The 23,259-nt window shown below is 69.4% G+C and carries 28 protein-coding genes; 9 read left to right on the top strand and 19 right to left on the bottom strand.

The window, feature by feature from the left end:
• Positions 1–59 precede the first annotated feature (59 nt).
• The 7 genes from KXR53_RS12295 to KXR53_RS12265 form a co-directional block, all read right to left on the bottom strand.
• Positions 60–659: a flavin reductase family protein gene (locus KXR53_RS12295; protein ID WP_437375458.1), complete on the bottom strand. Its 600-nt coding sequence runs from the start codon at positions 657–659 to the stop codon at positions 60–62.
• A 71-nt stretch (positions 660–730) separates the two neighbouring features.
• Positions 731–1,435 carry a HEPN domain-containing protein gene (locus KXR53_RS12290; RefSeq protein ID WP_437375457.1) on the bottom strand — a complete coding sequence of 235 codons (705 nt, stop codon included), beginning with the start codon at positions 1,433–1,435 and terminating at the stop codon, positions 731–733.
• 184 nt (positions 1,436–1,619) lie between these two features.
• The gene (locus tag KXR53_RS12285; RefSeq protein ID WP_437375456.1) at positions 1,620–2,507 is read right to left on the bottom strand and encodes an EamA family transporter; all 888 of its coding nucleotides are present in this window, start codon (positions 2,505–2,507) and stop codon (positions 1,620–1,622) included.
• Between the two features lie 132 nt (positions 2,508–2,639).
• Positions 2,640–2,873 carry a hypothetical protein gene (locus KXR53_RS12280; RefSeq protein ID WP_437375455.1) on the bottom strand — a complete coding sequence of 78 codons (234 nt, stop codon included), beginning with the start codon at positions 2,871–2,873 and terminating at the stop codon, positions 2,640–2,642.
• Between the two features lie 119 nt (positions 2,874–2,992).
• Entirely contained in the window at positions 2,993–3,502 is a 510-nt protein-coding gene (locus tag KXR53_RS12275; protein WP_437375454.1) for an anthrone oxygenase family protein, read from the bottom strand.
• Between the two features lie 117 nt (positions 3,503–3,619).
• Positions 3,620–4,384, bottom strand: coding sequence for a 5'-methylthioadenosine/adenosylhomocysteine nucleosidase (locus KXR53_RS12270; protein ID WP_437375453.1), 765 nt, complete (start codon positions 4,382–4,384; stop codon positions 3,620–3,622).
• A gap of 69 nt (positions 4,385–4,453) precedes the next feature.
• A complete protein-coding gene (locus KXR53_RS12265; RefSeq protein WP_437375452.1) occupies positions 4,454–5,857 on the bottom strand; it encodes an amino acid permease in 1,404 nt (467 codons plus the stop codon).
• A 354-nt stretch (positions 5,858–6,211) separates the two neighbouring features.
• Here KXR53_RS12265 and KXR53_RS12260 point away from each other — a divergent pair, with 354 nt between their 5' ends.
• Complete coding sequence (locus KXR53_RS12260; RefSeq protein ID WP_437375451.1) at positions 6,212–8,683, top strand: ligase-associated DNA damage response DEXH box helicase; 2,472 nt, start codon at positions 6,212–6,214, stop codon at positions 8,681–8,683.
• A 61-nt stretch (positions 8,684–8,744) separates the two neighbouring features.
• A complete protein-coding gene (locus KXR53_RS12255; protein WP_437375450.1) occupies positions 8,745–10,499 on the top strand; it encodes an adenylate/guanylate cyclase domain-containing protein in 1,755 nt (584 codons plus the stop codon).
• A 9-nt stretch (positions 10,500–10,508) separates the two neighbouring features.
• Here KXR53_RS12255 and KXR53_RS12250 read toward each other — a convergent pair whose 3' ends face one another.
• Both KXR53_RS12250 and KXR53_RS12245 read right to left on the bottom strand, forming a co-directional pair.
• Positions 10,509–10,883 carry a helix-turn-helix domain-containing protein gene (locus KXR53_RS12250; protein ID WP_437375449.1) on the bottom strand — a complete coding sequence of 125 codons (375 nt, stop codon included), beginning with the start codon at positions 10,881–10,883 and terminating at the stop codon, positions 10,509–10,511.
• Between the two features lie 10 nt (positions 10,884–10,893).
• On the bottom strand, positions 10,894–11,145 hold the full coding sequence (locus KXR53_RS12245; protein WP_437375447.1) for a type II toxin-antitoxin system RelE family toxin: 252 nt from the start codon (positions 11,143–11,145) through the stop codon (positions 10,894–10,896).
• 146 nt (positions 11,146–11,291) lie between these two features.
• Between KXR53_RS12245 and KXR53_RS12240 the strand changes: the two genes are divergently transcribed.
• Both KXR53_RS12240 and KXR53_RS12235 read left to right on the top strand, forming a co-directional pair.
• Positions 11,292–11,906, top strand: a complete 615-nt coding sequence (locus KXR53_RS12240) for a hypothetical protein (protein WP_437375446.1) — start codon at positions 11,292–11,294, stop codon at positions 11,904–11,906.
• A complete protein-coding gene (locus KXR53_RS12235) occupies positions 11,903–12,349 on the top strand; it encodes a hypothetical protein (protein ID WP_437375444.1) in 447 nt (148 codons plus the stop codon). Before KXR53_RS12240 ends, KXR53_RS12235 begins: the two co-directional genes overlap by 4 nt.
• Before the next feature lie 63 nt (positions 12,350–12,412).
• Here KXR53_RS12235 and KXR53_RS12230 read toward each other — a convergent pair whose 3' ends face one another.
• Genes KXR53_RS12230 through KXR53_RS12210 form a run of 5 tightly spaced genes read right to left on the bottom strand, consistent with a single transcriptional unit; the run spans position 12,413 to position 14,613 of the window.
• Positions 12,413–12,865 carry a periplasmic heavy metal sensor gene (locus KXR53_RS12230; protein ID WP_437375443.1) on the bottom strand — a complete coding sequence of 151 codons (453 nt, stop codon included), beginning with the start codon at positions 12,863–12,865 and terminating at the stop codon, positions 12,413–12,415.
• Positions 12,862–13,269 (bottom strand): hypothetical protein, encoded by a 408-nt coding sequence (locus KXR53_RS12225; RefSeq protein ID WP_437375441.1) that lies wholly within the window; start codon positions 13,267–13,269, stop codon positions 12,862–12,864. The genes KXR53_RS12230 and KXR53_RS12225 overlap by 4 nt, the downstream gene beginning before the upstream one ends.
• Positions 13,266–13,835, bottom strand: coding sequence for a sigma-70 family RNA polymerase sigma factor (locus KXR53_RS12220; protein ID WP_437375439.1), 570 nt, complete (start codon positions 13,833–13,835; stop codon positions 13,266–13,268). The genes KXR53_RS12225 and KXR53_RS12220 overlap by 4 nt, the downstream gene beginning before the upstream one ends.
• A gap of 19 nt (positions 13,836–13,854) precedes the next feature.
• Positions 13,855–14,154, bottom strand: coding sequence for a hypothetical protein (locus KXR53_RS12215; RefSeq protein ID WP_437375437.1), 300 nt, complete (start codon positions 14,152–14,154; stop codon positions 13,855–13,857).
• 21 nt (positions 14,155–14,175) lie between these two features.
• The gene (locus tag KXR53_RS12210) at positions 14,176–14,613 is read right to left on the bottom strand and encodes a hypothetical protein (RefSeq protein WP_437375436.1); all 438 of its coding nucleotides are present in this window, start codon (positions 14,611–14,613) and stop codon (positions 14,176–14,178) included.
• 160 nt (positions 14,614–14,773) lie between these two features.
• On the opposite strand from KXR53_RS12210, the gene pdeM reads away from it, so the two are divergent.
• A complete protein-coding gene (gene pdeM, locus KXR53_RS12205) occupies positions 14,774–15,484 on the top strand; it encodes a ligase-associated DNA damage response endonuclease PdeM (protein WP_437375434.1) in 711 nt (236 codons plus the stop codon).
• A 103-nt stretch (positions 15,485–15,587) separates the two neighbouring features.
• On the opposite strand, the gene KXR53_RS12200 is transcribed toward pdeM, so the two are convergent.
• From KXR53_RS12200 to KXR53_RS12185, 4 genes are read right to left on the bottom strand one after another with little or no spacing between them, the layout of a single operon-like run.
• Positions 15,588–16,277 (bottom strand): HdaA/DnaA family protein, encoded by a 690-nt coding sequence (locus KXR53_RS12200; RefSeq protein WP_437375432.1) that lies wholly within the window; start codon positions 16,275–16,277, stop codon positions 15,588–15,590.
• Positions 16,274–17,368, bottom strand: coding sequence for an AI-2E family transporter (locus KXR53_RS12195; protein WP_437375430.1), 1,095 nt, complete (start codon positions 17,366–17,368; stop codon positions 16,274–16,276). Before KXR53_RS12195 ends, KXR53_RS12200 begins: the two co-directional genes overlap by 4 nt.
• Complete coding sequence (locus KXR53_RS12190) at positions 17,365–17,931, bottom strand: CDP-alcohol phosphatidyltransferase family protein (protein ID WP_437375428.1); 567 nt, start codon at positions 17,929–17,931, stop codon at positions 17,365–17,367. Before KXR53_RS12190 ends, KXR53_RS12195 begins: the two co-directional genes overlap by 4 nt.
• A gap of 40 nt (positions 17,932–17,971) precedes the next feature.
• On the bottom strand, positions 17,972–18,694 hold the full coding sequence (locus KXR53_RS12185; RefSeq protein WP_437375426.1) for a hypothetical protein: 723 nt from the start codon (positions 18,692–18,694) through the stop codon (positions 17,972–17,974).
• An 86-nt stretch (positions 18,695–18,780) separates the two neighbouring features.
• Between KXR53_RS12185 and purM the strand changes: the two genes are divergently transcribed.
• The 3 genes from purM to KXR53_RS12170 all read left to right on the top strand — a co-directional run bounded on the left by purM (position 18,781) and on the right by KXR53_RS12170 (position 20,767).
• Complete coding sequence (gene purM / locus KXR53_RS12180) at positions 18,781–19,863, top strand: phosphoribosylformylglycinamidine cyclo-ligase (protein WP_437375424.1); 1,083 nt, start codon at positions 18,781–18,783, stop codon at positions 19,861–19,863.
• Positions 19,851–20,498: a phosphoribosylglycinamide formyltransferase gene (purN, locus tag KXR53_RS12175; RefSeq protein WP_437375423.1), complete on the top strand. Its 648-nt coding sequence runs from the start codon at positions 19,851–19,853 to the stop codon at positions 20,496–20,498. The genes purM and purN overlap by 13 nt, the downstream gene beginning before the upstream one ends.
• A 125-nt stretch (positions 20,499–20,623) precedes the next feature.
• Entirely contained in the window at positions 20,624–20,767 is a 144-nt protein-coding gene (locus KXR53_RS12170) for an aa3-type cytochrome c oxidase subunit IV (RefSeq protein WP_437375421.1), read from the top strand.
• 71 nt (positions 20,768–20,838) lie between these two features.
• Here the strand turns inward: KXR53_RS12170 and ndk are convergent, their stop codons facing one another.
• Positions 20,839–21,258: a nucleoside-diphosphate kinase gene (gene ndk, locus KXR53_RS12165; RefSeq protein WP_437375420.1), complete on the bottom strand. Its 420-nt coding sequence runs from the start codon at positions 21,256–21,258 to the stop codon at positions 20,839–20,841.
• A gap of 117 nt (positions 21,259–21,375) precedes the next feature.
• On the opposite strand from ndk, the gene KXR53_RS12160 reads away from it, so the two are divergent.
• Positions 21,376–23,259 (top strand): ABC-F family ATP-binding cassette domain-containing protein, encoded by a 1,884-nt coding sequence (locus KXR53_RS12160; RefSeq protein ID WP_437375419.1) that lies wholly within the window; start codon positions 21,376–21,378, stop codon positions 23,257–23,259.

Raw genomic sequence — 23,259 nt, 5'->3', positions numbered from 1 at the left:
GCCCAGTGGGTTCCCAGCGGCTGACCAGGACAATAACACGGATAATGGGACTGTCGCCCTCAGCGCGGGCGCTGCATGCTGAAGACGGTGTCCAGCACGCCGTAATCCATGTAGCCGAGGCGCGAGATCGCGCGTCGGGCCGACAGGTCGATGCGGCCGTCGATGATCACCTTGTCGTCGATATGGATCGACACCACCTCGCCGATCACCACGGCGCCCGGCACGGGCTCGCCGGCCGCGGTGGTCAGCGGCACCGACCGGACCCAGCGGCATTCCAGCGCCGCAGCCGCCGCCGCGACCCGCGGCGGCTTGACCAGCCGCGACGGCGCCATCTCCAGCCCGGCCACCTCGGCCTCGCTGACCTCCGGCCCGACCGAGGCGGAGGTGGCGTTCATCGCCTCGCGCAGGTCCCAGGTGACGAGATTGGCCACGAACTCGCCGGTAGCCTCGGCATTGCGCTGCGAATCCTTCGGCCCGCTCGGCGCGAACATCACCATCGGTGGTCGGTCGGCCACTGCGTTGAAGAAGCTGTAGGGCGCCAGGTTGACCACGCCGTCCGGGCTGATCGTGCTGATCCAGCCGATCGGCCGCGGCACCACCAGCGCCTTGAACGGGTCGTGCGGCAGGCCGTGATTGCGCAGCCGGGGTTCGTAGTCCATGGTCTAGTTTTGTGGCTCGTTGTCGTTCTCGCGGATGGTGTACCAATTTGCTCCATATAAATGAAGATGCACTATGAGCTTTTCCTCGGGCGAGAAATCACCCTTCTTACCTGTTGTATAACAGATCGGTTGGTCTGCTTCGCAATATGCTCTACAAGAGAAATCGAACCCTTTGCGAGCCTCTTTCCAACAGTCTCTTCACCGATTGAACCGTGCGCTATTTTGTGCCGTAATGTAAGCAAATCTTCAAGTTTTTGAACGTACTTCGAAGTTGTCCATCTTCCCGTCCCCCAGTTAGCAGAGCAATCTGCTAAACCTAATACCGATGAATACATTTTCCTTATGTTATCGTGATTCGGCGTATTCAGCGAGTTCGCTCTATGTCGTGCGTACTCAATATACTTTGTGCGCCACCCTCGCCCGGAAAGACTCCAGATTTCGGACTTAGTTGTGCCGTTTAGTTTTGACCAACCATTTTTTTCATATAAGAAAGTGACCATAGATTCTCGAACATTTTCGGGGATCACTGAGGGCGAAGCTGCTTTTCGTGCTATATGACCAACGGCGCCTTGAAGAAGGTCTTCAACGAAACCTTCCCAAGCCGCCACAGTCAGTATAATAGCACTCCGATTCAGAGCGTCATATCCATGTCGCCTTCCGCGTGAGTTTCCCGTACATTCTTCATGTATTTCAATTAATCTCCTCGCGTCCCCCAATCTGATATTCAGTCTGTCAAGCGCAGGGATGACAATTACTGGGATCTTTATTATTACCATGATCACCTCTACATTTTCATTATGAAATCATCAACAAAAACCGCATCTGCACTCAACCGCTTAATACAGAACGCCTCTTGTAGATTTGGAATTTCACTCCACACCAACTGCAATATCGAGGATAATACACTCTGGCAGAACGATCTTCTAGTCCGCGTAGATAGAGGAAAGTCATCCTGAGCTTCTACTGCCCGGGCGCCTGACGCAGCCGCAGCAGCCTTGCCACAGGCAGCGCGACGGCGGCGAGGCCGAGCAGGATCAGCACCATGCCGAGCAGCCGGGCCGGACCGAAGCGCTCGCCCAGCACCAAGGCGGCGGAGGCGGCGCCGAAGATCGGCACCAGCAGCGAGAACGGCGCCACCGTCGCCGCCGGATACAGCTTCAGCAGATGGCCCCAGATGCCGAAGCCGAGCAGCGTGGTCGGCACCGCGAGATAGAGCACGGTGCCAATCCCGGTCCAGTTGACCGAAGCCAGGGCGTGTCCGATCGCCGCCGGCCCCTCAATCGCGGCGGACAGGGCCAGGAGCGGCAGCGGCGGCACCAGGCTGAGCCAGACGATCATCGGCAGCATGTCGACTTTGCCTGCGCCACGCAGCAGCACATTGCCACAGGCCCAGCTCAGCGCCGCAGCCAGGGTCAGGGCCAGCCCGATCGCGGTGACGTCGCCGCCGCCCGCGGTCGAGGCGATCACGGCGAGCCCGGCGAAGGCGATGGCGCCGCCGCCGATCTGCCGGCCGGTCGGCCGTTCGCGTAGCGCCGCGGCCGCCACCAGCATGGTGAAGAAGGCCTGCGACTGCAGCACGATCGAGGCCAGCCCGGCCGGCATGCCCAGCAGCATGCCGGGGAACAGGAAGGCGAACTGGCCGACGAAGAGTGTCAGGCCGATCGCAATCATCCGCGGCCAGGGCACCTGCGGGCGTGGCAGCAGGACCACCGGCAGCGCCGCCAGGATGAAGCGCAGGGCGGCCAGCAGCAGCGGCGGGAAGCTGCCGAGGCCGATGCGGATGACGACGAAGTTGAAGCCCCAGATGGCGGCCACCAGCAGGGCGAGCAGGATGTGGCGGGGTTTCACGGTACGGCGCTCCGGTCGGACGCTGCGGTCGTCCCCGGCATCCTCGGGCTCCGGCCCGGGCCTTGGCAAAGCCGGAACGCGCGCGACGCATGACGCCGGCTCCGGCCTGCCATGCGTCCGCCCAGCGCGTCCCTAGAATCCCACCCTGGACGATCGCGCCTTGGCGTCGCGGAATCGGATCGCGACGATCTCCGACCGCAGGATGACGGTTTCGCTGGCGTCGTGGGTCAGATAGACGAGGTCGCGCGCGGTCCGGACGCTGTGGGCGGCGTGCTCGTGCCCGCCCCGGGTGAACAGCACCAGCGACGCTCCGGCGCCGGCGGCTCTCAGCTTCTGTGCGTATTCCTCGATGAGCGCTGCGTCCATGGCCTCCTCCGTTCCTGCCCCGTCCGGGCTTCGACGGTTTCCGCCATGATGTCATCCTCGGCGCGCCTGTCGAGACCATGCCGCACCGAACCGTGTCGGGTCTGGGCGTCGGCCGTCGCTCAGAGCACGACGCTGATCGCCAGCGCCAGGAAGCCGATCGCCGCCAGGGCGGCGCGGATGACGTGCGAGCGTTCCCATTGGTCGCGATAGGCCATCCAGCTCTCCTCGCCCGGATCGGCCGATCCCGCGCGCCGCAGCGGGTCGCGGGCGAAGAAGCTGGCGCCGGCCCGACCCAGGGTCTCGTGTCGCAGCCAGACCTGGTTCACCGGATGGGTCACCAGCCAGTAGACGGCGTGCATCGCCACCAGGGCCAGCAGGGCGGCCGCCACCCACCAGAACGCGGCGCCGTCCACCGGCGTCATCACCAGCAGGATCAGCACGGCGACGATGCAGGCGACCTCGCCCAAGCCGCCGACCCAGGTGAAGCCGGGATAGTAGATCGGCTGGACCGCCAGATACGCCTCCCGGCCGAGGCGCATCTTGCCGGGCCGTTCGAGCGCATGCGCCAGCGCCGGCGTCAGGGCCAGAGCGACCAGGCACAGGCTGACCACCTGCAGGATCGGGAGCATGCCCCGCCTCCTCCGGCATCCGCTGCGGCGCCGGTCGGCGGCGCCGCCTCTGGAGGCAAACAGGCCGATGCTGCCTGAAGTTCGGTTGCGGGTTGATCTGCGTTGCCGGGCCGGCGGCTACAGCACCGTCGAGATCCGCCCGACGACGCGGGCGGCGATGCGCGCGGCGGTGTCGAGGAAGGCGCGGAAATCCATGTGGCTCTCGGTGCCCGCGAGATCGCTGAGCGCCCGCACCACCACCGCCGGCACGCCGAAGCGCTCCGCCACCGCCGCCACCGCTGCGCCCTCCATCTCGATCGCGACGCCGTCGAACTCCCGGTGCAGCCGCTCGCGCTCCTGCGCGTCGTTGAGGAAGATGTCGCCGGTCAGGACAGTGCCGAAGATCAGCCGGGACTGGTGCGGCTCTCCGCCAGTCGCGGCCGGGCCAAATCCGCCGATGTCAATGCCTTCGAGCGCGTCCTTGATCTTTTCTCTGAGCTCCTGGCTCAGCGCGTATCCGGTCTCCTCCGGAAATCCCGGCAGCGGCGGCACGCCGGGCTGGTACGGCTTCAGCCGGCCGCCGACGCGGGCGCCGTAATCGTGCATGATCAGCCGGTCGGCCACCACCACGTCGCCGATGGAGAGGTCGGGGTCGAGGCCGCCGGCGACGCCGGAGAACAAGAGCGAGCTGCAGCCGAACTCCTGCAGCAGCAGGGTCGCCACCATGGCCGCATGGCTCTTGCCGATGCCGGCCTCGACCGCCACCAGATCGCGGGTGCCGAGACGGCCGAGCCGGAATCGGCAGCCGGCGATCTCGCGCTCGGTGCGCACCACCAGATCGTCATGGGCGGCCAGCTCCTGCGGGATCGCCGCCATCAGCCCGATCGGTCCGTCCGCGCGCATCGCTGTCCTCCGCTGTTCGTCCCGCCCCTTATGCGCCGGTCCCGCAACCGGCGCAAAGGGTTACGGCCCTCAGGAGAGGCCGAACGCGGGCTGCCGGCGGCGGCCGATCAGGAGATATCCCGCGATCAGCAACACGAACCACACCGGGGCGACATACAGCGCAACGCGGGTCGACGGGTCGAAGCCGAGGAACACCGCGACCAGCACCAGGAACGCCACCACCAGCCAGTTGGCGACCGGCGCGCCCGGCATGCGGAAGCCGACCGGCGCGGCCTGTCCCCTGGCCACGGCGCGGCGGTAGCCGAGATGGGCGATCATGATGATGCCCCAGGTCCACAGGCTGCCGACCAGCGAGATGCTGGTGACCCAGACGAAGGCTTCTTCCGGCACCAGGTAGTTCAGGACGACGCCGATCAGCATCACCGCGGCCGAGGCGGCGATGCCGGCCACCGGCACGTGGTTGCGGCTGACCCGGGCGAAGGCGCGCGGCGCCTGGCCGGAGCGGGCCAGGGTGAACAGCATGCGGCCGTTGCTGAACAGCCCGCTGTTGCAGGACGAGGCGGCGGCGGTGATGACCACGAGGTTGATCACGTCGGCCGCGGCGGTCAGCCCCAGCTTGTCGAACACGAAGACGAAGGGGCTGGCGTTCGGGTCCAGCTGGGTCCAGGGCAGCAGCGCCATGATCACCGCCAGCGCGCCGAGATAGAAGATCAGGATGCGCCAGATGATGCCGTTGGTGGCGCGCGGCAGCACCCGGGCCGGGTCCTCGGCCTCGCCGGCGGTGACGCCGATCAGCTCCACCCCCTGATAGGCGAACATCACCATCTGCAGCGCCAGCACGGCGCCGAACAGGCCGAAGGGCAGGAAGCCGCCATGCGACCAGAGGTTTGAGACGCCGGCCCCCTGCCCCAGGTCGCCGATGCCGAAGACGATCACGGCGAGGCCGCCGAGGATCAGCGCGACGATGGTCACCACCTTGATCAGCGCGAACCAGAACTCGAGCTCGCCGAACAGCCGCACCGCCACGATATTGACCAGGGTCAGCACCGCCAAGGTCACCAGCGCCGGCACCCATTGCGGCACCTCCGGCAGCCAGTAATGGACGTAGACGCCGACGGCGGTGATCTCGGCCATGCCGATCACCACCCACATGAACCAGTAGGACCAGCCGGTGGCGAAGCCGGCGAAGGGGCCGACGAACTCCTCGGCATAGGTGGCGAAGGATCCGGCCACCGGCTTGTGCAGCAACAGCTCGCCCAGCGCCCGCATGATGAAGAAGATGGCGAGGCCGCCGATGGCATAGCTCAGCAGCAGCCCCGGCCCGGCCTTGGCGATCGCCTTGCCGGAGCCGAGGAACAGCCCGACGCCGATGGCGCCGCCGATCGCGATCATGTGGATATGGCGGCTCTTCAGCCGGCGGGCGAGATCGCCGCCCTCGGCCGCATCGCCGGACGATTGGCTCACATGGCCCATCGCACTTCCTCCTGATGTCTTCTTCGGGCCTGAAGCCCGTCGGCCAGCATTTTAGGAGAGGCGCCAAAAAACGCATCCAGCTTGCCCTATCCTTTTATGTCTTATTACTGTGCAGACCGGAACAACGACACACTGGCACCATTGGGAATTGATGATTTATTTTCTCCGATGAAAGCGGGTCGAACCAGAACAGCAGAAATCCGGGCGCCATTGTCTCGATTCATTTTGGTCCATAACGAGCGGACCGAAGCAGCCGATTCGGTAAGAGCGGCGAGAACAAACACTAAACGCTTGCACGGCCGAGGGGCATAGGCTGATCTGGTGTGGTGCCGTGACGGCTGGATGTCGAGACCCATGACCGCGCTGGCGGAGATCGCCGAACCGCTGCTGCCGCCCGCCTTCGCCGGCTGGTTCCGGCACAAGGGCTGGACGCCGCATCCGCATCAGCTGGAGATGGTGGCGGCGGCGCGCGACGGCGCCCATGCCCTGCTGATCGCCCCGACCGGCGGCGGCAAGACCCTGGCCGGCTTCCTGCCGACGCTGATCGAGCTGGCGGAGCGGCCGCGCGAGGGGCTGCACACGCTCTACATCTCGCCGCTCAAGGCCCTGGCGGTCGACATCCACCGCAACCTCGAGCGGCCGATCGCCGAGATGCGGCTGGCGGTCCGGGCCGAGACGCGCACCGGTGACACGCCGCAGATCAAGCGCGAGCGCCAGCGCCGGCACGCGCCGCAGCTGCTGATGACGACGCCGGAGAGCCTGGCGCTGATGCTGTCCTATCCGGATGCGGGCCGGATCTTCGGCAGCCTGCGTTGCATCATCATGGACGAGCTGCACGCTTTGGCCGGCACCAAGCGCGGCGACCTGCTGGCGCTCGGCCTGGCCCGCCTCGCCGCCCATGCACCGGAGGCCCGCCGGGTCGGGCTGTCGGCCACGGTGGCGCATCCGGACGCGCTGGTCGCCTGGCTGTCGCCGAGCGGCCGGCCCGACCCCGCCCTGGTGCGCACCGTGCGCGGGCCGCCCGGGATCAAGCCGGTGGTCGAGATCATGGTGGCCGAGGGCCGCTTGCCCTGGGCCGGCCATATGGGCACCTATGCAGCCGCCGAGCTGTACGAACGGATCCGCAAGGCCGGAACCACGATCCTCTTCGTCAACACCCGGGCGCAGGCGGAGCTGGTGTTCCAGGCGCTGTGGCGGATCAATGAGGAGGTGCTGCCGATCGCGCTGCATCACGGCAGCCTGGCGGCGGAGCAGCGCCGCAAGGTCGAGGCGGCGATGGCGCGGGGCGAGCTGCGCGCCGTGGTCGCCACCTCCTCGCTCGACCTCGGCATCGACTGGGCGGCGGTCGACCTGGTGATCCAGATCGGCGCGCCGAAGGGCGCCAGCCGCCTGCTGCAGCGCATCGGCCGGTCGAACCACCGCTTCGACGCGCCCTCGGTCGCGGTGCTGGTCCCGGCCAACCGCTTCGAGGTGCTGGAGTGCCGCGCCGCCTCCGACGCGATCGAGGCGATGACGCTGGACGGCGACCCGCCCGCCCCGGGCACGCTGGACACGCTGGCGCAGCACCTCCTGGGCTGCGCCTGCTCCGCCCCTTTCGATGCCGATGCAATGTATGCCGAGGTGCGCCGGGCCGCGCCCTATGCCGGCCTGCCGCGCCGCGACTTCGACGACGTGCTGGAGTTCGTGGCCCATGGCGGCTACGCGCTCCGGACCTACGACCGCTTCCACCGGCTGAAGCATGACGCCCAGGGCCGCTGGAAGGTGGCCAGCGCCGTCGTGGCCCGGCAGTACCGGATGAATGTCGGCACCATCGTCCAGGAGGAGATGCTGAAGGTCCGCCTCTCCGGCGGCTTCGGCCGCGTGCTGGGCGAGGTCGAGGAGTATTTCGCCCAGGGTCTGGTGCCTGGCGACACCTTCATGTTCGCGGGCCAGCTGCTGCGCTTCGAGGACATCCGCGAGATGACCGTGATCTGCAGCCGCGCCGCCCGCGGCGAGCCGAAGGTGCCGGCCTATGCCGGCGGCCGCATGCCGCTGACCACGCAGCTGGCAGATCGGGTACGGCGCCTGCTCTCCACCCCCGCCCACTGGCCCGGGCTGCCGGACGACGTACGCGAATGGCTGGAGCTGCAGCGGTACCGCTCCGGCCTGCCCGGCCCGGGCGAGCTGATGATCGAGACCTTCCCGCGCGGCGGCCGGCACTACATGGTCGCCTATTGTTTCGAGGGCCGGCAGGCGCACCAGACGCTGGGCATGCTGGTGACCAAGCGGATGGAGCGCGCCGGGCTGGGGCCGATCGGCTTCGTCGCCACCGACTATGTGCTGGCGACCTGGAGCCTGGAGCCGGTGACCGACCCGGCGCCGCTGTTCGACGAGGACATGCTGGGCGACGACCTGGAGGCCTGGATGGGCGACTCCAGCCTGCTGCGCCGCACCTTCCGCAACGTCGCCGTGATCGCCGGGCTGATCGACCGCCGCTCGCCCGGCGAGCGCAAGACCGGACGCCAGGTCACGGTCAGCGCCGACCTGATCTACGACGTGCTGCGCCGACACCAGCCGGACCATGTGCTGCTGCGCGCCACCCGCGCCGACGCGGCGCGCGGCCTGGTCGATCTCTCCCGTGTCTCCCTGTCGCTGAAGCGCGCCCGACGCAAGCTGACGCATCGCGCCCTCGACCGCATCTCGCCGTTGGCCGTGCCGGTGCTGCTGGAGATCGGCCGCGAGAGCGTCGCCGCCGGCGCCATTGACGCGATGCTGGAGGAAGCCGCCGCCGAGATGATCGCCGAGGCCGCGCCGAAGCGGGGCGAGAGAGGGAGGCGGCGGGCGTAACTCCCTTTGTGGCCAGGGCTCGGCTTTGCTAAAATTGCATCCTTCGGGGCGAGGAGAGCCCATGGAACGGCCGGAGGTCCAGCGCAGGCTGGCGGCGATCCTGGCGGCGGACATGGCGGGCTACAGCCGGCTGATGGAAGCCGACGAGACCGGCACACTCGCGCGGCTGAAGACCCATCGGCTCGAGCTGATCGACCCGGCGATCGCCAAGACCCGCGGCAGCATCGTCAAGACCACGGGCGACGGCCTCCTGGTCGAATTCGCCAGCGTCGTCGACGCCCTGGCCTGCGCCACGGAGATCCAGCGCCGCATGGCCCGGCGCAACGCCGACGTCTCGCCGGCGCGCTGGATCCAGTTCCGAATCGGCATCAATCTCGGCGACGTCATCGTCGAGGACGGCGACCTGTTCGGCGACGGCGTCAACGTCGCGGCGCGGCTGCAGACGCTGGCGGAGCCCGGCGGGATCTGCGTGTCCGGCGCGGTGCGCGACCAGGTGGGCGACCGGCTCGACATCGGCTTCGAGGATCTCGGCGAGCAGACGGTCAAGAACATCTCCCGGGCGATCCGCGTCTACCGGGTCCGGCTCGACCCGACGGCGGCGGAGGTCCCGCCCAGCGCCGCCGCCAATGTTCCGGCCGCGACCAAGCCCTCCCTGGTCGTGCTGCCCTTCGTCAACATGAGCGGCGACCCGGAGCAGGAGTTCTTCGCCGACGGGCTGACCGAGGACATCATCACCGAGCTGTCGCGCTTCCACGACCTGCTGGTGATCTCGCGCAACTCCGCCTTCGTGCACAAGGGCAAGGCGGTGAAGGTGCAGGACGTCGCCCGCGAGTTCGGCGTCCACTACGTGATCGAAGGCAGCGTCCGCAAGGCGGGAGGCCGGGTGCGGGTGACGGTGCAGCTGATCGACGCCGAGACCGACCGTCACATCTGGGCCGAGCGCTACGACCGCGACCTGGCCGACATCTTCGCCATCCAGGACGAGGTGACGGCCGCGATCGCCGCCACCCTCCCCGGCCGGGTCGAAGCCGCGGCGCGCGACCGGGCCAAGCGGAAGACCACGGACAATCTGGAAGCCTATGAATGCCTGCTGGCCGGCAAGGTGCTGCACCACCGGTCGACACGCGAGGACAACGCCCAGGCGCTGGCGATGCTGGACCGCGCCATCGCCCTCGACCCGAAATACGCCCATGCCCATGCCTGGCGGGCCTGTGTGCTGGGCCAGGGCTGGGTCAACGGCTGGTGCGCCGACCGCGACGCCACCTGGGACGCCGTGGTCGGCGCGCTGGAGACCGCCGTCGCCCTCGACGACAACGACGCCGATGTCCATCGCATCCTGGCGGCCGTCGCCCTGACGCGGGACGAGTTCGACCGATCCGTCTACCACCAGGAGCGGGGGCTCGGTCTGAACCCGAACTATGACCTGATCGTGGTGCAGCAGGGCGAAATCCTGACCTGGCTCGGCCGGCCGGAAGAGGGCATCGACTGGATCCGCAAGGCGATGCGGCTCAATCCCTATCACCCGGAACGGTTCTGGAGCCATCTCGGCCGGGCCTATTACACCGCCCAGCGCTATGCCGAGGCGGTGGAGGCGTATAGCCACATCAACCGCCAAGACCACACCCACCACGCCTTCCTGGCCGCCGCGCTGGCGCAGATGGGCGACGCCACGGCCGCCGGCGCCCATGCGCAGGCGGTGCTGCGGATCGAGCCGGGATTCACGGCGGAAGGATTCCTCGCGACCCTGCACTACAAATATGACGAGGACCGCGCGCATTGCCGCGACGGCCTGCTCAAGGCCGGGCTGCCGGGCTGAAAAGGATCGTCAGGCCAGGTCGTCGAGCGCGACGCCGAGGGCGTCGGCGATCTTGCGGAGCGTCGAAACCGTCCCCTCGCGCTTGCCGCTTTCGATCTGACTGATGTAGGCGGTGCTGACATCGGCCTTTTCAGCCAGTTGCTGCATGGAAAGGCCGCGATGTTCGCGCCAGACGCGCACGGCATTCTCGCCGCCGATCAGCCGGTCGACCATGGAGGAGGGCAGCATCTCTTCATCACCGGAAGCCAGCTTGCGCTTGGCCTCGTCGTAAGCCGCGACATCCTCGTGCTCCTCGGCGGCCTCGACCAGGCGGTCATAATCGGCGCGGGGCAGAATGACCATCTCCTCGCCGCCGGGGGTGGTGAAGTGGGTTGCAGCGCCCATCTTGAGCCTCTCAGCCATACGCGCCGCCGCGCGGCAGGATTGCCAGAATCGCGATCACTCTGCCGTCCTCATCGAAGATCACCCGCCAATCACCGACCCGAAGGCGATAACCAGGCCGACCTTGCAGCTTCTTGACGTTGTTCGCCAGACTGGCCGGGTCGGCTGCGTATTGCTCGATCTTGCCGCGGACGATCCTGGCGGTATTGGCCGGCATGCGGGCCAGCGCCTTGGTCGCTGCCTTGGTGTAGATGATTGTTTTCATGACAATCTATAGCAGATCGTCAATTTTTGCTATTAGCAATATGCTATCCGTGCAGATTCGCTCTGTCATCAGGTCACGAGAAGTGCCCTGCCCCAGCGCACCGGATTCGATAGGATCGATCCGTGCGGCGGAATCGGGGAGAGGCGATGGCGGAGGATGCGGAGAGGCAGGAGCGCCTGGCCAGGGCCAAGGCGGCGCTGGCGACCGACGCCTCGCCGGCCAGCCGGGCCCGGATCGAGGCCGGCTACGAGGCGCTGTGCGTCGACCTGGTCAGCGAATGGGTGCTCGGCGAGCCGCGCTACGAGAGCCAGGGGCAGCAGGCCGAGGCCTGGATCGCCCGCTTCTACGACAGGCTGCACAGCGACGAGCAGCCGGACGCCAATCGGATCTATGCCCGGTTCCAGCTCGGCCTGCCGCGGGCGCAGTACCTGGCGCGGCTGCTGCGGGCCCGCCGCACCGCGCAGTGGCGGGCCGCCGCCCGGGCGGAGCTGCGCCAGGTCCTGGAGCAGTCCGAGGCCGATGCCCGCGCCGCGGCTGCGGCCGGCCGGGCCCAGGTGCAGCGCTTCGAGCTCAGCCTGTCGCGCGGCGGCTATGACGAGCTCGTCACCCTCTATGATTCGGTCGCGGCGGCGGTGACCAATGGCGGCCGCCCGGCGCCGCCGGCGAAGAAGCCCTCCTCGCCCACGCTCACCTGGTTCTCGATCACGGCGGAGACGATCCTGGCCCTGCTCGACGCCCTGCGCCGGGAGGACCGGCCATGACCCCGGTCAACCCGCTGTCGCTGCTCAGCCCGCTGCTGACCTTGGCCGGCCTCGTCGGCAGCTTCTTCTACATCCAGCTCAGCCAGTGGCTGCGCGACCTGCTGGCGCTGCGCCAAAAGATCGAGCTGAACCGCTTTGCCGGCGACGAGGTGCAGAAGCGCGCGATCGTGGAGTGCCGGATCGAGTACCACCGCCTGGCCACCTGGCACACCACCGCGGTCAATCTCAGCGTCATCGGCTTCGTGCTGTTCGTCCTCGTGCTCGGGCTGCTGATGATCCGTGAGGCGGCAAGCGACCCGATGCACGGCTACATGGCCACCGCGCTGTGGGTCTTCCTGGTCCTATTCGTCGGACTCGCCTCCGTACTGCTCTGGCTCGGCCACAGCAAGGCGAAGGAGATTGGAGAGATCCTGGATGCGATCGCGCCGCAGCCGAAGGGCTAATCGGGACGCAGCATCGGAGCGGTTCCGTGGTCGCTCCGCCGAGGGCGGACCGTGCCGCCGAGCTCACTCACGATCGCCGAAAAACCCGAGACCAGGCACCGGCGATTGGATCTTCCGGCGCTCCTCGGCCGGAGTCTCCGTCAGCGCCGCGGCCAGGGTGGATTGCAGCAGCGTCTGCAGCGCCCCGGTCCGGGCCCGGACCTCGGCCATGGCCGCGTCCAGCGCGGCGCGGTCTAGCGGATCGGCCCGCATCAGAGCGAACATGCGCTGCCGCGCCTCGCGCAAGCCCTCGACCGCCGCCCGCAGCTCCGCCCGGTCCTGCAGCAGCCGGCGCAGCACGTCCCGGCGCAGCTCCGGCGGATAGGGCCGCATCACCGAGGCGGTGGCGGCCTCCACGCGACGGTCGAGCCAGCGCCCGGCCAGCCAGGCGCCGCCCGCGAACAGGTTCAGGCACAGCGAGGCCGCCAGCGCGATGGCGAGGATGAGCGTGGTCTTCCGGCGCGGCGCGGTGGTCACAGCAGGCCTCCGGCGTCGCCCTGGCCGGCGGCCAGACCGAGGACCGCGAGCGCCATGTCGAGATCGGCGCGGCCGGGCAGCGTCGCCAGCACCAGCACGGCGCCGGCCGCGAGGGACAGCAGCGAGGCGCCGGCGCTCGCCGCCCAGAAGCGCCAGCCCGGCCGCCAAGCCCCCTCCTCCGCCTCGACGGCCGCCAGGATCCGGCCGATCTCCGCGGCGCCGAAGGACGGCGGGCGGACCGCGTCGCCGACTGCCTCCTCGAAGGCCACGAACTTCGCCAGGATGGCCACAGCCTCCGGGTCGTCGGCCAGAAGCCGCCTGGCGGACTCGGCCAGCTTGGGCGGCCAGCGGTCGAGATCGGCCCCGAAGCGGAGCAGCGCATCGTCCAATTCGGCCCTGGTCATGGCCCCGTCTCCCTTTCCTCGATCATGGCCCGCAGCGTCCGCCGGGCGCGGACCAGAAGCTGCTCCGCCGCGCCCTCGCTGACGCCCAGGATGGATGCGATCTCGGCATTGCTCCGCCCGCCCTGGACGGCCAGCAGCAGCGCCAGGCGCTGCCGCTCCGGCAATGTCCGGATCATCCGGGCGACCGCGGCGAGACGGTCGCGGCCGGCCAGCCCGGCCAGCGCGCCCGGCGCGTCGTCGGCCGGCTCCGGCGCCTCCGCGAAAGGCAGCCAGCGTCGCAGGCGCCGCCGCCGCGCCTGGTCCAGGCAGCGATTGGCAACGACCCGGTACAGCCAGGTCGTGAACGCCGCCTGGCCGGGCGTCCAGGCGTCGGGCCGCCGCCACAGCATCAGGAACACGTCCTGCACGATGTCGTCGGCCTCCGCCGCCCGGCCGCCGAAGGCCAGGGCCAGCCCCCGCACCCTGTCGCCATGGCGGCGCATGAGGGCGGCGAAGGCGCGCCGATCCCCATCGGCGATGCGGGCCAGCAGATCCGCATCGGCCAGCGCCTCCTCCCCCTCCGCCATGCCGCCATTCCGCGATTTGTCAGAACCGGCGCCAGACCCGCCCCACGGCAAAGCCGCGGCCGGCAGGCCCGGTGACGGTGCGATAACCGTAGCTGCGGAACGGGCCCTGAACCACCCCGCCGGAGCGGGACCAGGACCGGCCGCCGGGGCCGACGGCCTGCACCGAACGACTGCAGGAATGGGCGCCGCACTGCCCGGTGATCGTCCGGGTCCCTCCGTTCGGCCCGGTCCAGCTGCGCGACCAGTCGTCGGCGGCAGCCGGGTCGGCGGCCAGAAGCATTCCGGCCGCCGCCACGGCCGTCATGGTGAGCTTGATCATGATTCCTCCTCTCCGCCCGTCTCAGCGGGCCTGCCCGAGGGCCGCCGCGAACTGCGTCCTGGTGACGCCGCGGCCGGTGGTGTCGAGACGGTCGAACCAGGATGTCCCGGCCACGAACTCGTCATGCGAGACCAGCCCGTCGCGGTTCCGGTCCAGCGCGGCCAGGCGTTCGCCCTGCCCTCCGGCGAAGCGCTCGAACCGTCTGGCGCGCGACTGGGCCTGGTTCCGGGCCGCCTCGGCCTCGGCGGCCGTCAGCACGCCGTCATGATCGGCGTCGAGGCGGTCGAACATGCGGCTGCGGGCGGCCTGGACCTCGGCCCGGGTCAGGACGCCGTCGTGATCGGCGTCGATGCGCTCGAACATCCGGTCCGCGAACCGGCCCGGCTGCTGCGCCTGGGCGGCGTCGCCGCCCAGGACCGCCGCAGCCAGGGCGATGGCGAGCCTTCTGGCGATGTGCATGACTGCTGTCTCCTCCGCTTTGCGTCCGGGACATCCGGATCACGGGCCCTTGAACGCCGCCGGGTGGAGGTCCCTACGCGGATTTTTTGCCGACGCCGGGAGCAAGAACAGAAATCGAACAAGAGCATTGCCTCGGTCGCCGGTTCGGGGCTACATCCGAATGATGCCGACGCGAACCATCCTGCTCCGCGACCACGCCTTCCGCCCCGACCCGTCGGGGGTGCTGTGGTGGCCGGAGCGGCGCTGGCTGCTGGTCGCCGACCTGCATCTGGAGAAGGCGACGGCGCTGGCGCAGCGCTCGCGCCGCCTGCTGCCGCCCTATGACAGCACCGCGACCCTGGCCCGGCTCGGCGCCGCGATCGACCGGCTGGATCCGGCAGCCGTGGTCGCGCTCGGCGACAGCTTCCACGATTCAGAGGGCGCCGACCGCCTCGCCGCAGACGATCTGGCGATGCTGACCCGACTGGCGCGGGGGCGCGACTGGACCTGGGTCCTGGGCAACCACGATCCGGACCTTCCGGCGACCCTCCCCGGCGACCGGACCGAGGAGCTGCGGCTCGACGGCTTGGTCTGCCGCCACGTCGCCCGGCCGGGCGACGCCGGCGAGATCTCCGGCCATTACCATCCCAAGGCGGCGGTCGACGGCCGCGCCGGCCGGGTGACCGGGCGCTGCTTCGTCGCCGACAGCGACCGGCTGGTGCTGCCGGCCTTCGGCGCCTATACCGGCGGCCTCGACGTGCTCGACCCCGCCATCCGCGGGCTGCTGGCCCCGGCCTTCCATGTCTGGCTGATCGGCCGCGCCGGGCTGCACCGCTTCCCCGGCGCCCGCCTGTCGCCGATCGCGCTGCGGTTCGTCGACGGCGTCGCCTGAGGGCTCTCTCCACAACGGGAAGAGCCGTCATGGCGAGCCCCGAAGGGGCGTGGCCATCCAGGCGGCACCGTTGTCTGGTTCACGCCCCGGCGCGGAATCCTCGTCAGCGATCCGCCAGGATCGAGCGCACCAGCGGCAGAGTGATCGAGCGGCCCTGGGCCAGGCTGGCGGCGTCGATGGCGGCGACCAGCCGCCGCGCCTCGGCGAAGCTGCGCTCCATCCGCGCCAGCATCGCTTGCACGATCTCCGGCCCGACCGCGAGCTGGCGGTCGGCGAACAGCTTGGCCAGCACCTGCGCCAGCAGCACGTCGTCGGGCTCGCCGAGGCCCGCCGCTGGCGCCGCCTTCAGCCGCGAGGCGAGGTCGGGCAGCGCGACCGGCCAGCGCGCCGGCGGCTCGCGCGCCGCCAGCAGCAGGAAGCCGCCGGCCTCCTTCAGCAGGTTGTGCAGGTGGAACAGCGCCCGTTCCGCCGCCGCGTCGCCGGCCACTTGGTCGGCGTCGTCCAGCGCCACCGCCCCGTCGGCCGCGAGCCCGGCGGGATCCGCCGCGGCCAGCTCGGCCCCGGTCAGACGCCGGGCTTCGGCGCGCTGCGCCCAGATGCCGAGCAGATGGCTCTTCCCCGCCCCCGGCGCGCCGTGCAGGGCCAGGACCGGTCCCGGCCAGTCCGGCCAGCGCGCGATCCAGTCCGCGGCCTCGCGGTTGCTGTCGGCGACGATGAAATCCTCGGGCCCTAGGGCGGGGGGTAGCGACAGGTCGAAGACGAACTGCGCCACCTCTCCGGAACGCTTGCTCATGAGACGGTGGGAAGATCCATGTCCGGCGGATCGGCGGGCGGCTGCCGGTACAGCGCGCTTTGTCGATAGCGTTGCAGGGCGAACCGCGTCAGCACGCCGATCACCGCCGCCACCGGCACCGCCAGCATCACGCCGGTGAAGCCGAACAGGCTGCCGGCGGCGAGCAGCGCGAAGATCACCCAGACCGGATGCAGGCCGACGGAATCGCCGACCAGCTTCGGGGTGACGAAGTTCCCCTCCAGGAACTGGCCGAGGATGAAGATGCCCAGCACCAGCGCCCACATCGTCCAGTCATCGTATTGGACGAGCGAGATGCCGACCGAGCTGACGAGGCCGACCAGCGAGCCGACATAGGGGATGATCGACAGCACGCCGGTCACGAGGCCGACCAGCAGGCCGAAATTCAGCCCAACCATGCTCAGGGCGATGGCGTAGAACAGGCCCAGCAGCAGGCAGACGGTGAGCTGGCCGCGGATGAAGCGCGACAGGGTCTGGTTCACCTCGCGCCCCAGGCCGCGGATGGTCTCGCGATGCGCCACCGGCAGGTTGTGGTCGATCACCCCGACCATGTGGTCCCAGTCGCGCAGCATGTAGAAGGCGACCACCGGGGTGATGAACAGCAGCGACAGCAGATCGATCAGTGCCATGCCGCCCTGCCACAGGCTGCCGAGCACGGTGCCGACCCAGGACACGGCAGTGCCGACATATTGGCTGACCGCCCGCTGGATCTCATTGAAGTCGGATTCCGAGACGCGGTGGCGCAGCTCGGCGATCAGCGGCTGCAATCGCGCCCCGGCGCGCGCCACGTAGTCGGGCACGGCCGAGAGCAGGCCGGTGAGCTGGTTCACCAGGATCGGGACCACGATCAGCATCGCCAGGATCGCCAGCAGCACGAACAGCAGCAGCAGCACCGTCGTCGCCAGCCAGCGCACCATGCCCAGGCGCTGCAGCCGGTCGCACACCGGGTCCAGCAGATAGGCGATGATCATGCCGGTGACGAAGGGCGCCAGCACGCCCCGCAGCAGCCACACCAGGAGGCAGAAGACGACGAAGCCGATCAGCCAGAATCGGATTTGGACCGATCCGTTCACGCGTGCGCCCCGACCGGGGTGAAGAAACGGCGGATGGTCTCGCGCAGATAGCCGATCGCCGAGAGCGTGGTGGTCGCCGCCACCACCCAGATCAGCACGGCGATGGCGCCGCTGGCGTCGACATGAAGCCCGGGCGCCGCCATCACCAGCACCACCAGCGCGATCTGCATCACCGTGTTCAGCTTGCTGATCATCGACGGGGTCAGCGAACGGGTGCCGCGGCCGGCGAAATGCAGCACCACCACACCCAGCACCAGGCCGATGTCGCGCGCCACCACCAGCGCCACCAGCCAGACCGGCAGCGCCGCCATCCAGGTCAGGGCGAGATAGGTGCCGACCAGCAGGGACTTGTCGGCGATCGGGTCGAGATAGCTGCCCAGCGCCGTGCGCGCCTGCAGCCAGCGGGCCAGGATGCCGTCGATGGCGTCGGTCAGCGCCGCCGCCGCGAACATCCAGAAGGCCGTGACCAGGCGTCCGTCCAGGATCAGCCAGATGGTGACCGGGGCCACGGCGAGCCGGGCCAGGCTGAGCAGGTTCGGCAGGTATCGGACCAAACGGCGCAAGGGGACCGACCTCGATGATGAAGGTGTCGTCACGCCAGGGTTACATCCCGCCAGTGCGATGCAGCTCGAGCGACTGGGCGCCCTGCTGCACCGCCAGGCCCTGCTGCGCCAGGATCTGGTTGAGCTGGGTCTGGTCGCCCGGGAAGCGCAGCTCCAGCACCGCCTGCCGCGCCGTCAGGCTGACCAGAGAGGACGAGACCACGCCGCCGAGGCGGGTCAGCCGGCCCTGGACGTCGTACCAGTCCGCCGGCGCCGCGATCGGCACCACGACGGTGACGGATCCCCGCGCCGCGAAGCCCGGCGCGGCCCCGGGCTGCGGCAGGGTCCCGGGCGCGCCGGGCGTCGTCGTGGTGATCTGCGGTGCGCCGCCGCCCAGGAGTTGCTGCACCCCGGCGCTGCGGAAGGTGTAGGCCAGGGTGGCGGCGTAGCGCCCGGGCGAGGCCTGCTCGGACTTCACCTGGAAGCTCTGCACCAGCCGCTCGACATCGGCGTCGGACATGCCGGAGACGCGGCCCGGATCGGCGCCGATCTGCTGCAGCAGCAGCTGCAGCGCCTTGCGCGGCCCCTGGGCGAAGGCCTTGGTGCGGGCCTCGGTCGCATTCGCGGCCGTCGCCTCGACCGCGACATTGTCGACGGAATAGCCGGAGGCGCTGCCCGCGATCGGCGCCCCGCCCGGCGTCGGGGTTTGGGCGCGGACCGGCGCCAGCCCGGCACAGAGCACCGCAGCCGCCAGAGCCAGGGTCGATCCGATGCGAAGCATCATTGCAAAGCCTTCCGGTTCCGCTATGGTCCGCGCCCATCCGCACGGATAATCCGCCTTTATATAGCACCCCTCTTTGCGAGGTCATCATGTGCCCGCCGGTCGACCCCAAAGACAGCTCCGACGCCTATGCCCGGGCCGGCGTGAACATCGCCGAGGGCGAGGCCTTTGTCGGCGACATCAAGCCCCTGGCCGAAAGCACCCGCCGGCGCGGCATGATGGAGGGGCTGGGCGGCTTCGGCGCGCTGTTCGACCCCAAGGCCGCAGGCTTCCGCGACCCGATCCTGGTCGCCGCGACCGACGGCGTCGGCACCAAGCTGAAGGTGGCGATCGAGACCGGCCGGCACGACACGGTCGGCATCGACCTCGTCGCCATGTGCGTCAACGACCTGGTGGTGCAAGGCGCCGAACCGCTGTTCTTCCTCGACTATTTCGCCTCCGGCAAGCTCGACCGCTCGGTCGGCGTCGGCGTGCTGCGCGGCATCGCCGAGGGCTGCCGTCAGGCCGGCTGCGCCCTGATCGGCGGCGAGACGGCGGAGATGCCGGGCATGTACGCCGCCGGCGACTACGACCTGGCCGGCTTCGCCGTCGGCGCGGTCGAGCGCGACCAGGCCCTGACCGGCCGCGACGTGCGCGCAGGCGACGTGGTGCTCGGCCTGGCCTCGACCGGGGTCCATTCCAACGGCTATTCGCTGGTCCGCCGCACCGTCGCCGAGGCCGGCCTGTCCTGGGACGCGCCGGCGCCCTTCGCCAACGACACCTCGGTCGGCGAGGCCTTCCTGACTCCGACCCGAATCTATGTGAAGAGCACACTGGCCGCGGTCCGCGCCGGCGGCGTTCACGCCATGGCGCACATCACCGGCGGCGGGCTGACCGAGAACATCCCGCGGGTGCTGCCGGACGGGCTGGGCGTCGCCCTCGACGCCGGCGCCTGGCCCCTGCCCCCGGTGTTCCGCTGGCTGAAGGCGCAAGGCGGCCTCAGCGCGGCGGAGATGGCCCGCACCTTCAACTGCGGCATCGGCATGGTGGTGATCGTTGCGCCGGACCGGGTCGAGGCGCTGTCGGCCCTGCTGGCCGGAGAGGGACAGACCGTGCACCGGATCGGCCGGGTCGTCGCCGATGCGTCCCATTCGGTGGCGATCGCAGGCGCGGAGGCGGCATGGGCCGTCTGAAGGTCGGTGTCCTGATTTCGGGCCGGGGCAGCAACATGGCGGCCCTGGCCGAGGCCTGCGCCGCGCCGGACTTCCCGGCCGAGATCGCGCTCGTGCTCTCCGACATCCCCGGCGCCGGCGGCCTGGCCACGGCATGCGGGCGCGGCCTCGCCACCGCCATGGTCGACCGCAAGGCCTATGGCTCGAAAGCCGAATTCGAGGCGGCGATGGACGCGGCGCTGCGCGCCGCCGGGGTCGAGCTGATCTGCCTGGCCGGCTTCATGCGGGTGCTGAGCGCCGATTTCGTCGGCCGCTGGCACGACCGCATCCTCAACATCCACCCGTCGCTGCTGCCGGCCTTCCCCGGCCTCGACACCCATGCGCGGGCGCTGGCCGCCGGGGTCAAGCTGGCCGGCTGCACCGTCCACATCGTCCGTCCTGTGGTCGATGACGGGCCGATCCTGGTCCAGGCGGCGGTCCCGGTGCTCGATGGCGACGACGCCGCCAGCCTGGCGGCGCGCATCCTCGTGGAGGAGCACCGCTGCTATCCGCTGGCGCTGCGCTGGGTGGCCGAGGGGCGGGTCAGGATCGAGAATGGCCGGGTCCGGATCGACGGCGTTGACGCCGCCGCAGGGGCGCTTCGCAACCCCTTGTGAATCCTTGTCACAAAGGCCAATCGACGCTGCGACAATTAAACCCTATTTCACTGGACAAGGCCGGGGGGCATCCGTAAATGGTGCCCTCGATCGCAAACATACGAAAGCGGATGAGGATGGGCGCGATGGCCAGCGAAGGCTCGAATCAGGTTCCGGATGAACTGCTGGCGCCGCGCAAGCAGATGTATGCCAGCTTCGTCCGATTCAGCACCTGGGGCATCGTCGCCGTGGCCATCCTGCTGATCGGCATGGCGCTGTTTTTGCTCTGATTTCGCCGCCGGCAAGAAAAAGGGCCGGTCCCGCGGGACCGGCCCTTTCTGTTTGCAGCGATGGCGCCGGATCAGCCGACGATCTCGGTGCCGGCGAAGAAGAAGGCGATCTCGATCGCCGCGTTCTCCAGCGAATCGGAGCCGTGCACCGAATTCGCCTCGATCGACTCCGCGAACTCCTTGCGGATCGTGCCCGGGGCGGCGTTGGCCGGATTGGTGGCGCCCATCACCTCGCGGTTGCGGGCCACGGCGTTGTCGCCCTCCAGCACCTGGACCACGACCGGGCCCGAGATCATGAAGGCGCAGAGGTCATTGAAGAACGGCCGCTCCTTGTGCACGGCGTAGAACGCCTCGGCCTGGGCGCGGGTCAGCTGGATCCGCTTCTGCGCGACGATGCGCAGGCCGGCTTCCTCGAACTTGGCGTTGATCTTGCCGGTCAGGTTGCGGCGGGTGGCGTCCGGCTTGATGATGGACAGGGTGCGCTCGGCCATGGAGTCCTCGGTTTTCAGGCGTTGGCGATCGGAATTGCGCGGCCTTATAGACGGGCGGCCCCGATCCGGCAACCGGAGCGCGCGAAATCCCGATTCCCGTGTTATCACCGCGGCGCCATGCTTCAGATCCAGGACGTCACCATCCGCATCGCCGGCCGCACCCTGCTCGACTCCGCCTCGGTGTCGGTGCCGGCGGGGCACAAGGCCGGGCTGGTCGGCCACAACGGCACCGGCAAGTCGACCCTGCTGCGCGCCATCCGGCAGGAGATCGCGCTGGACGGCGGGCAGATCGGCATCCCGGCGCGCTGGCGCATGGCCAGCGTGGCGCAGGAGGCGCCGTCCGGCCCGGTCAGCCTGCTCGACACCGTGCTGGCCGCGGACACCGAACGTGCCAGCCTGCTGGCGGAGGCCGAGACCGCCGAGGACCCGCACCGGATCGGCGAGATCCACACCCGCCTCGCCGACATCGACGCGCACACCGCCCCGGCCCGCGCCGCCACCATCCTGGCCGGGCTCGGCTTCGACACCGAGGCCCAGGCGCAGCCGGTCGGCGACCTGTCCGGCGGCATGCGCATGCGCGTGGCGCTGGCCGCGACGCTTTTCCTTCAACCCGATCTTCTGCTTCTCGACGAACCCACCAACCATCTCGACCTCGAGGCGACGCTGTGGCTGGAGGGCTGGCTGAAGGCCTATCCGCACACCGTGCTGATGGTCAGCCACGACCGCGACCTGCTGAACCGGGTGGTCGACATGACCATCCATCTCGAGGCCGGGAAGCTGACCGCCTACAGCGGCGGCTACGACCAGTTCGAGCGCACCCGCCGGATGCGGCTCGAGCACCTGGCCGCGCTGCAGAAGCGGCAGATCGCCCAGCGCGCGCACATGCAGAGCTTCATCGACCGGTTCAAGGCCAAGGCCACCAAGGCCCGCCAGGCGCAGAGCCGGATGAAGGCGCTGGAGAAGATGGAGCCGATCGTGGCGCTGGTCGAGGACCAGTCGATCAGCTTTGACTTCCCGCAGCCGGAGGAGCTGTCGCCGCCGATCCTGGTGCTGGACAAGGTGGCGGTCGGCTATGACGGCCAGCCGGTGCTGCGCAATGTCGACCTGCGGATCGACATGGACGACCGCATCGCCCTGCTCGGCGCCAACGGCAACGGCAAGTCGACCCTGGCCAAGCTGTTCGCCGGCCGGCTGCAGCCGATGGGGGGCGAGCTGCGAAAGTCCTCCAAGCTCAAGGTCGGCTATTTCGCCCAGCACCAGGCGGAAGAGCTGGACCTGTCGCTGAACGCCATCGCCCAGGCGCGGCGGGTGATGCCGAACGCGACCGACGAGAAGATCCGCGCCCATCTCGGCCGCTTCGGCTTCGTCCAGCGCCGCGCCGAGACCCGGATCGGCGACATGTCGGGCGGCGAGAAGGCGCGCCTGCTGCTGGCCCTGATGGCCCGCGAGGCGCCGCAACTGCTGCTGCTCGACGAGCCGACCAACCATCTCGACGTCGACAGCCGCCAGGCGCTGGTGCAGGCGTTGAACGAGTATGACGGCGCGGTGGTGCTGATCACCCACGACCCGCATCTGATCGAGCTGACCGCCGACCGGCTGCTGCTGGTCAAGGACGGCGCGGTGCGGCCCTTCGACGGCGATCTCGACGACTACCGCCGCCTCCTGGCCGAACAGCGCCGGCAGGAGCGCGCCGGGCGCCAGGCCGAGAAGGTCAGCCAGGCCGACCGCAAGGAGCAGCGCCGCGCCGCCGCCGAGGCCCGCGCCCAGCTGGCCCCGCTGCGCCAGGAGATCCGCGAGATCGAGAAGCGGATCCAGGGGCTGGAGCGGGAGAAGCAGAAGATCGAGGCGAAGCTGGCCGACGGCGCGCTCTACAGCAACCCGGCCGCGGCAACCGAGCAGCAGATCGCGCTGCACGAGGTCCAGACCAGGCTGGACGCCGCCGAGGAGGCCTGGCTGGAGGCCAACGGCAAGCTTGAGGAGGCGCAACAGCTCGCGGGGTGA

Origin of the sequence: Inquilinus limosus, assembly GCF_051487185.1 — a bacterium.
GTDB classification, from domain to species: Bacteria; Pseudomonadota; Alphaproteobacteria; order DSM-16000; family Inquilinaceae; genus Inquilinus; species Inquilinus limosus_F.
The sequence above is the reverse complement of the archived record's forward strand: the minus strand, read 5'-3'. Positions and strand labels throughout refer to the sequence as shown.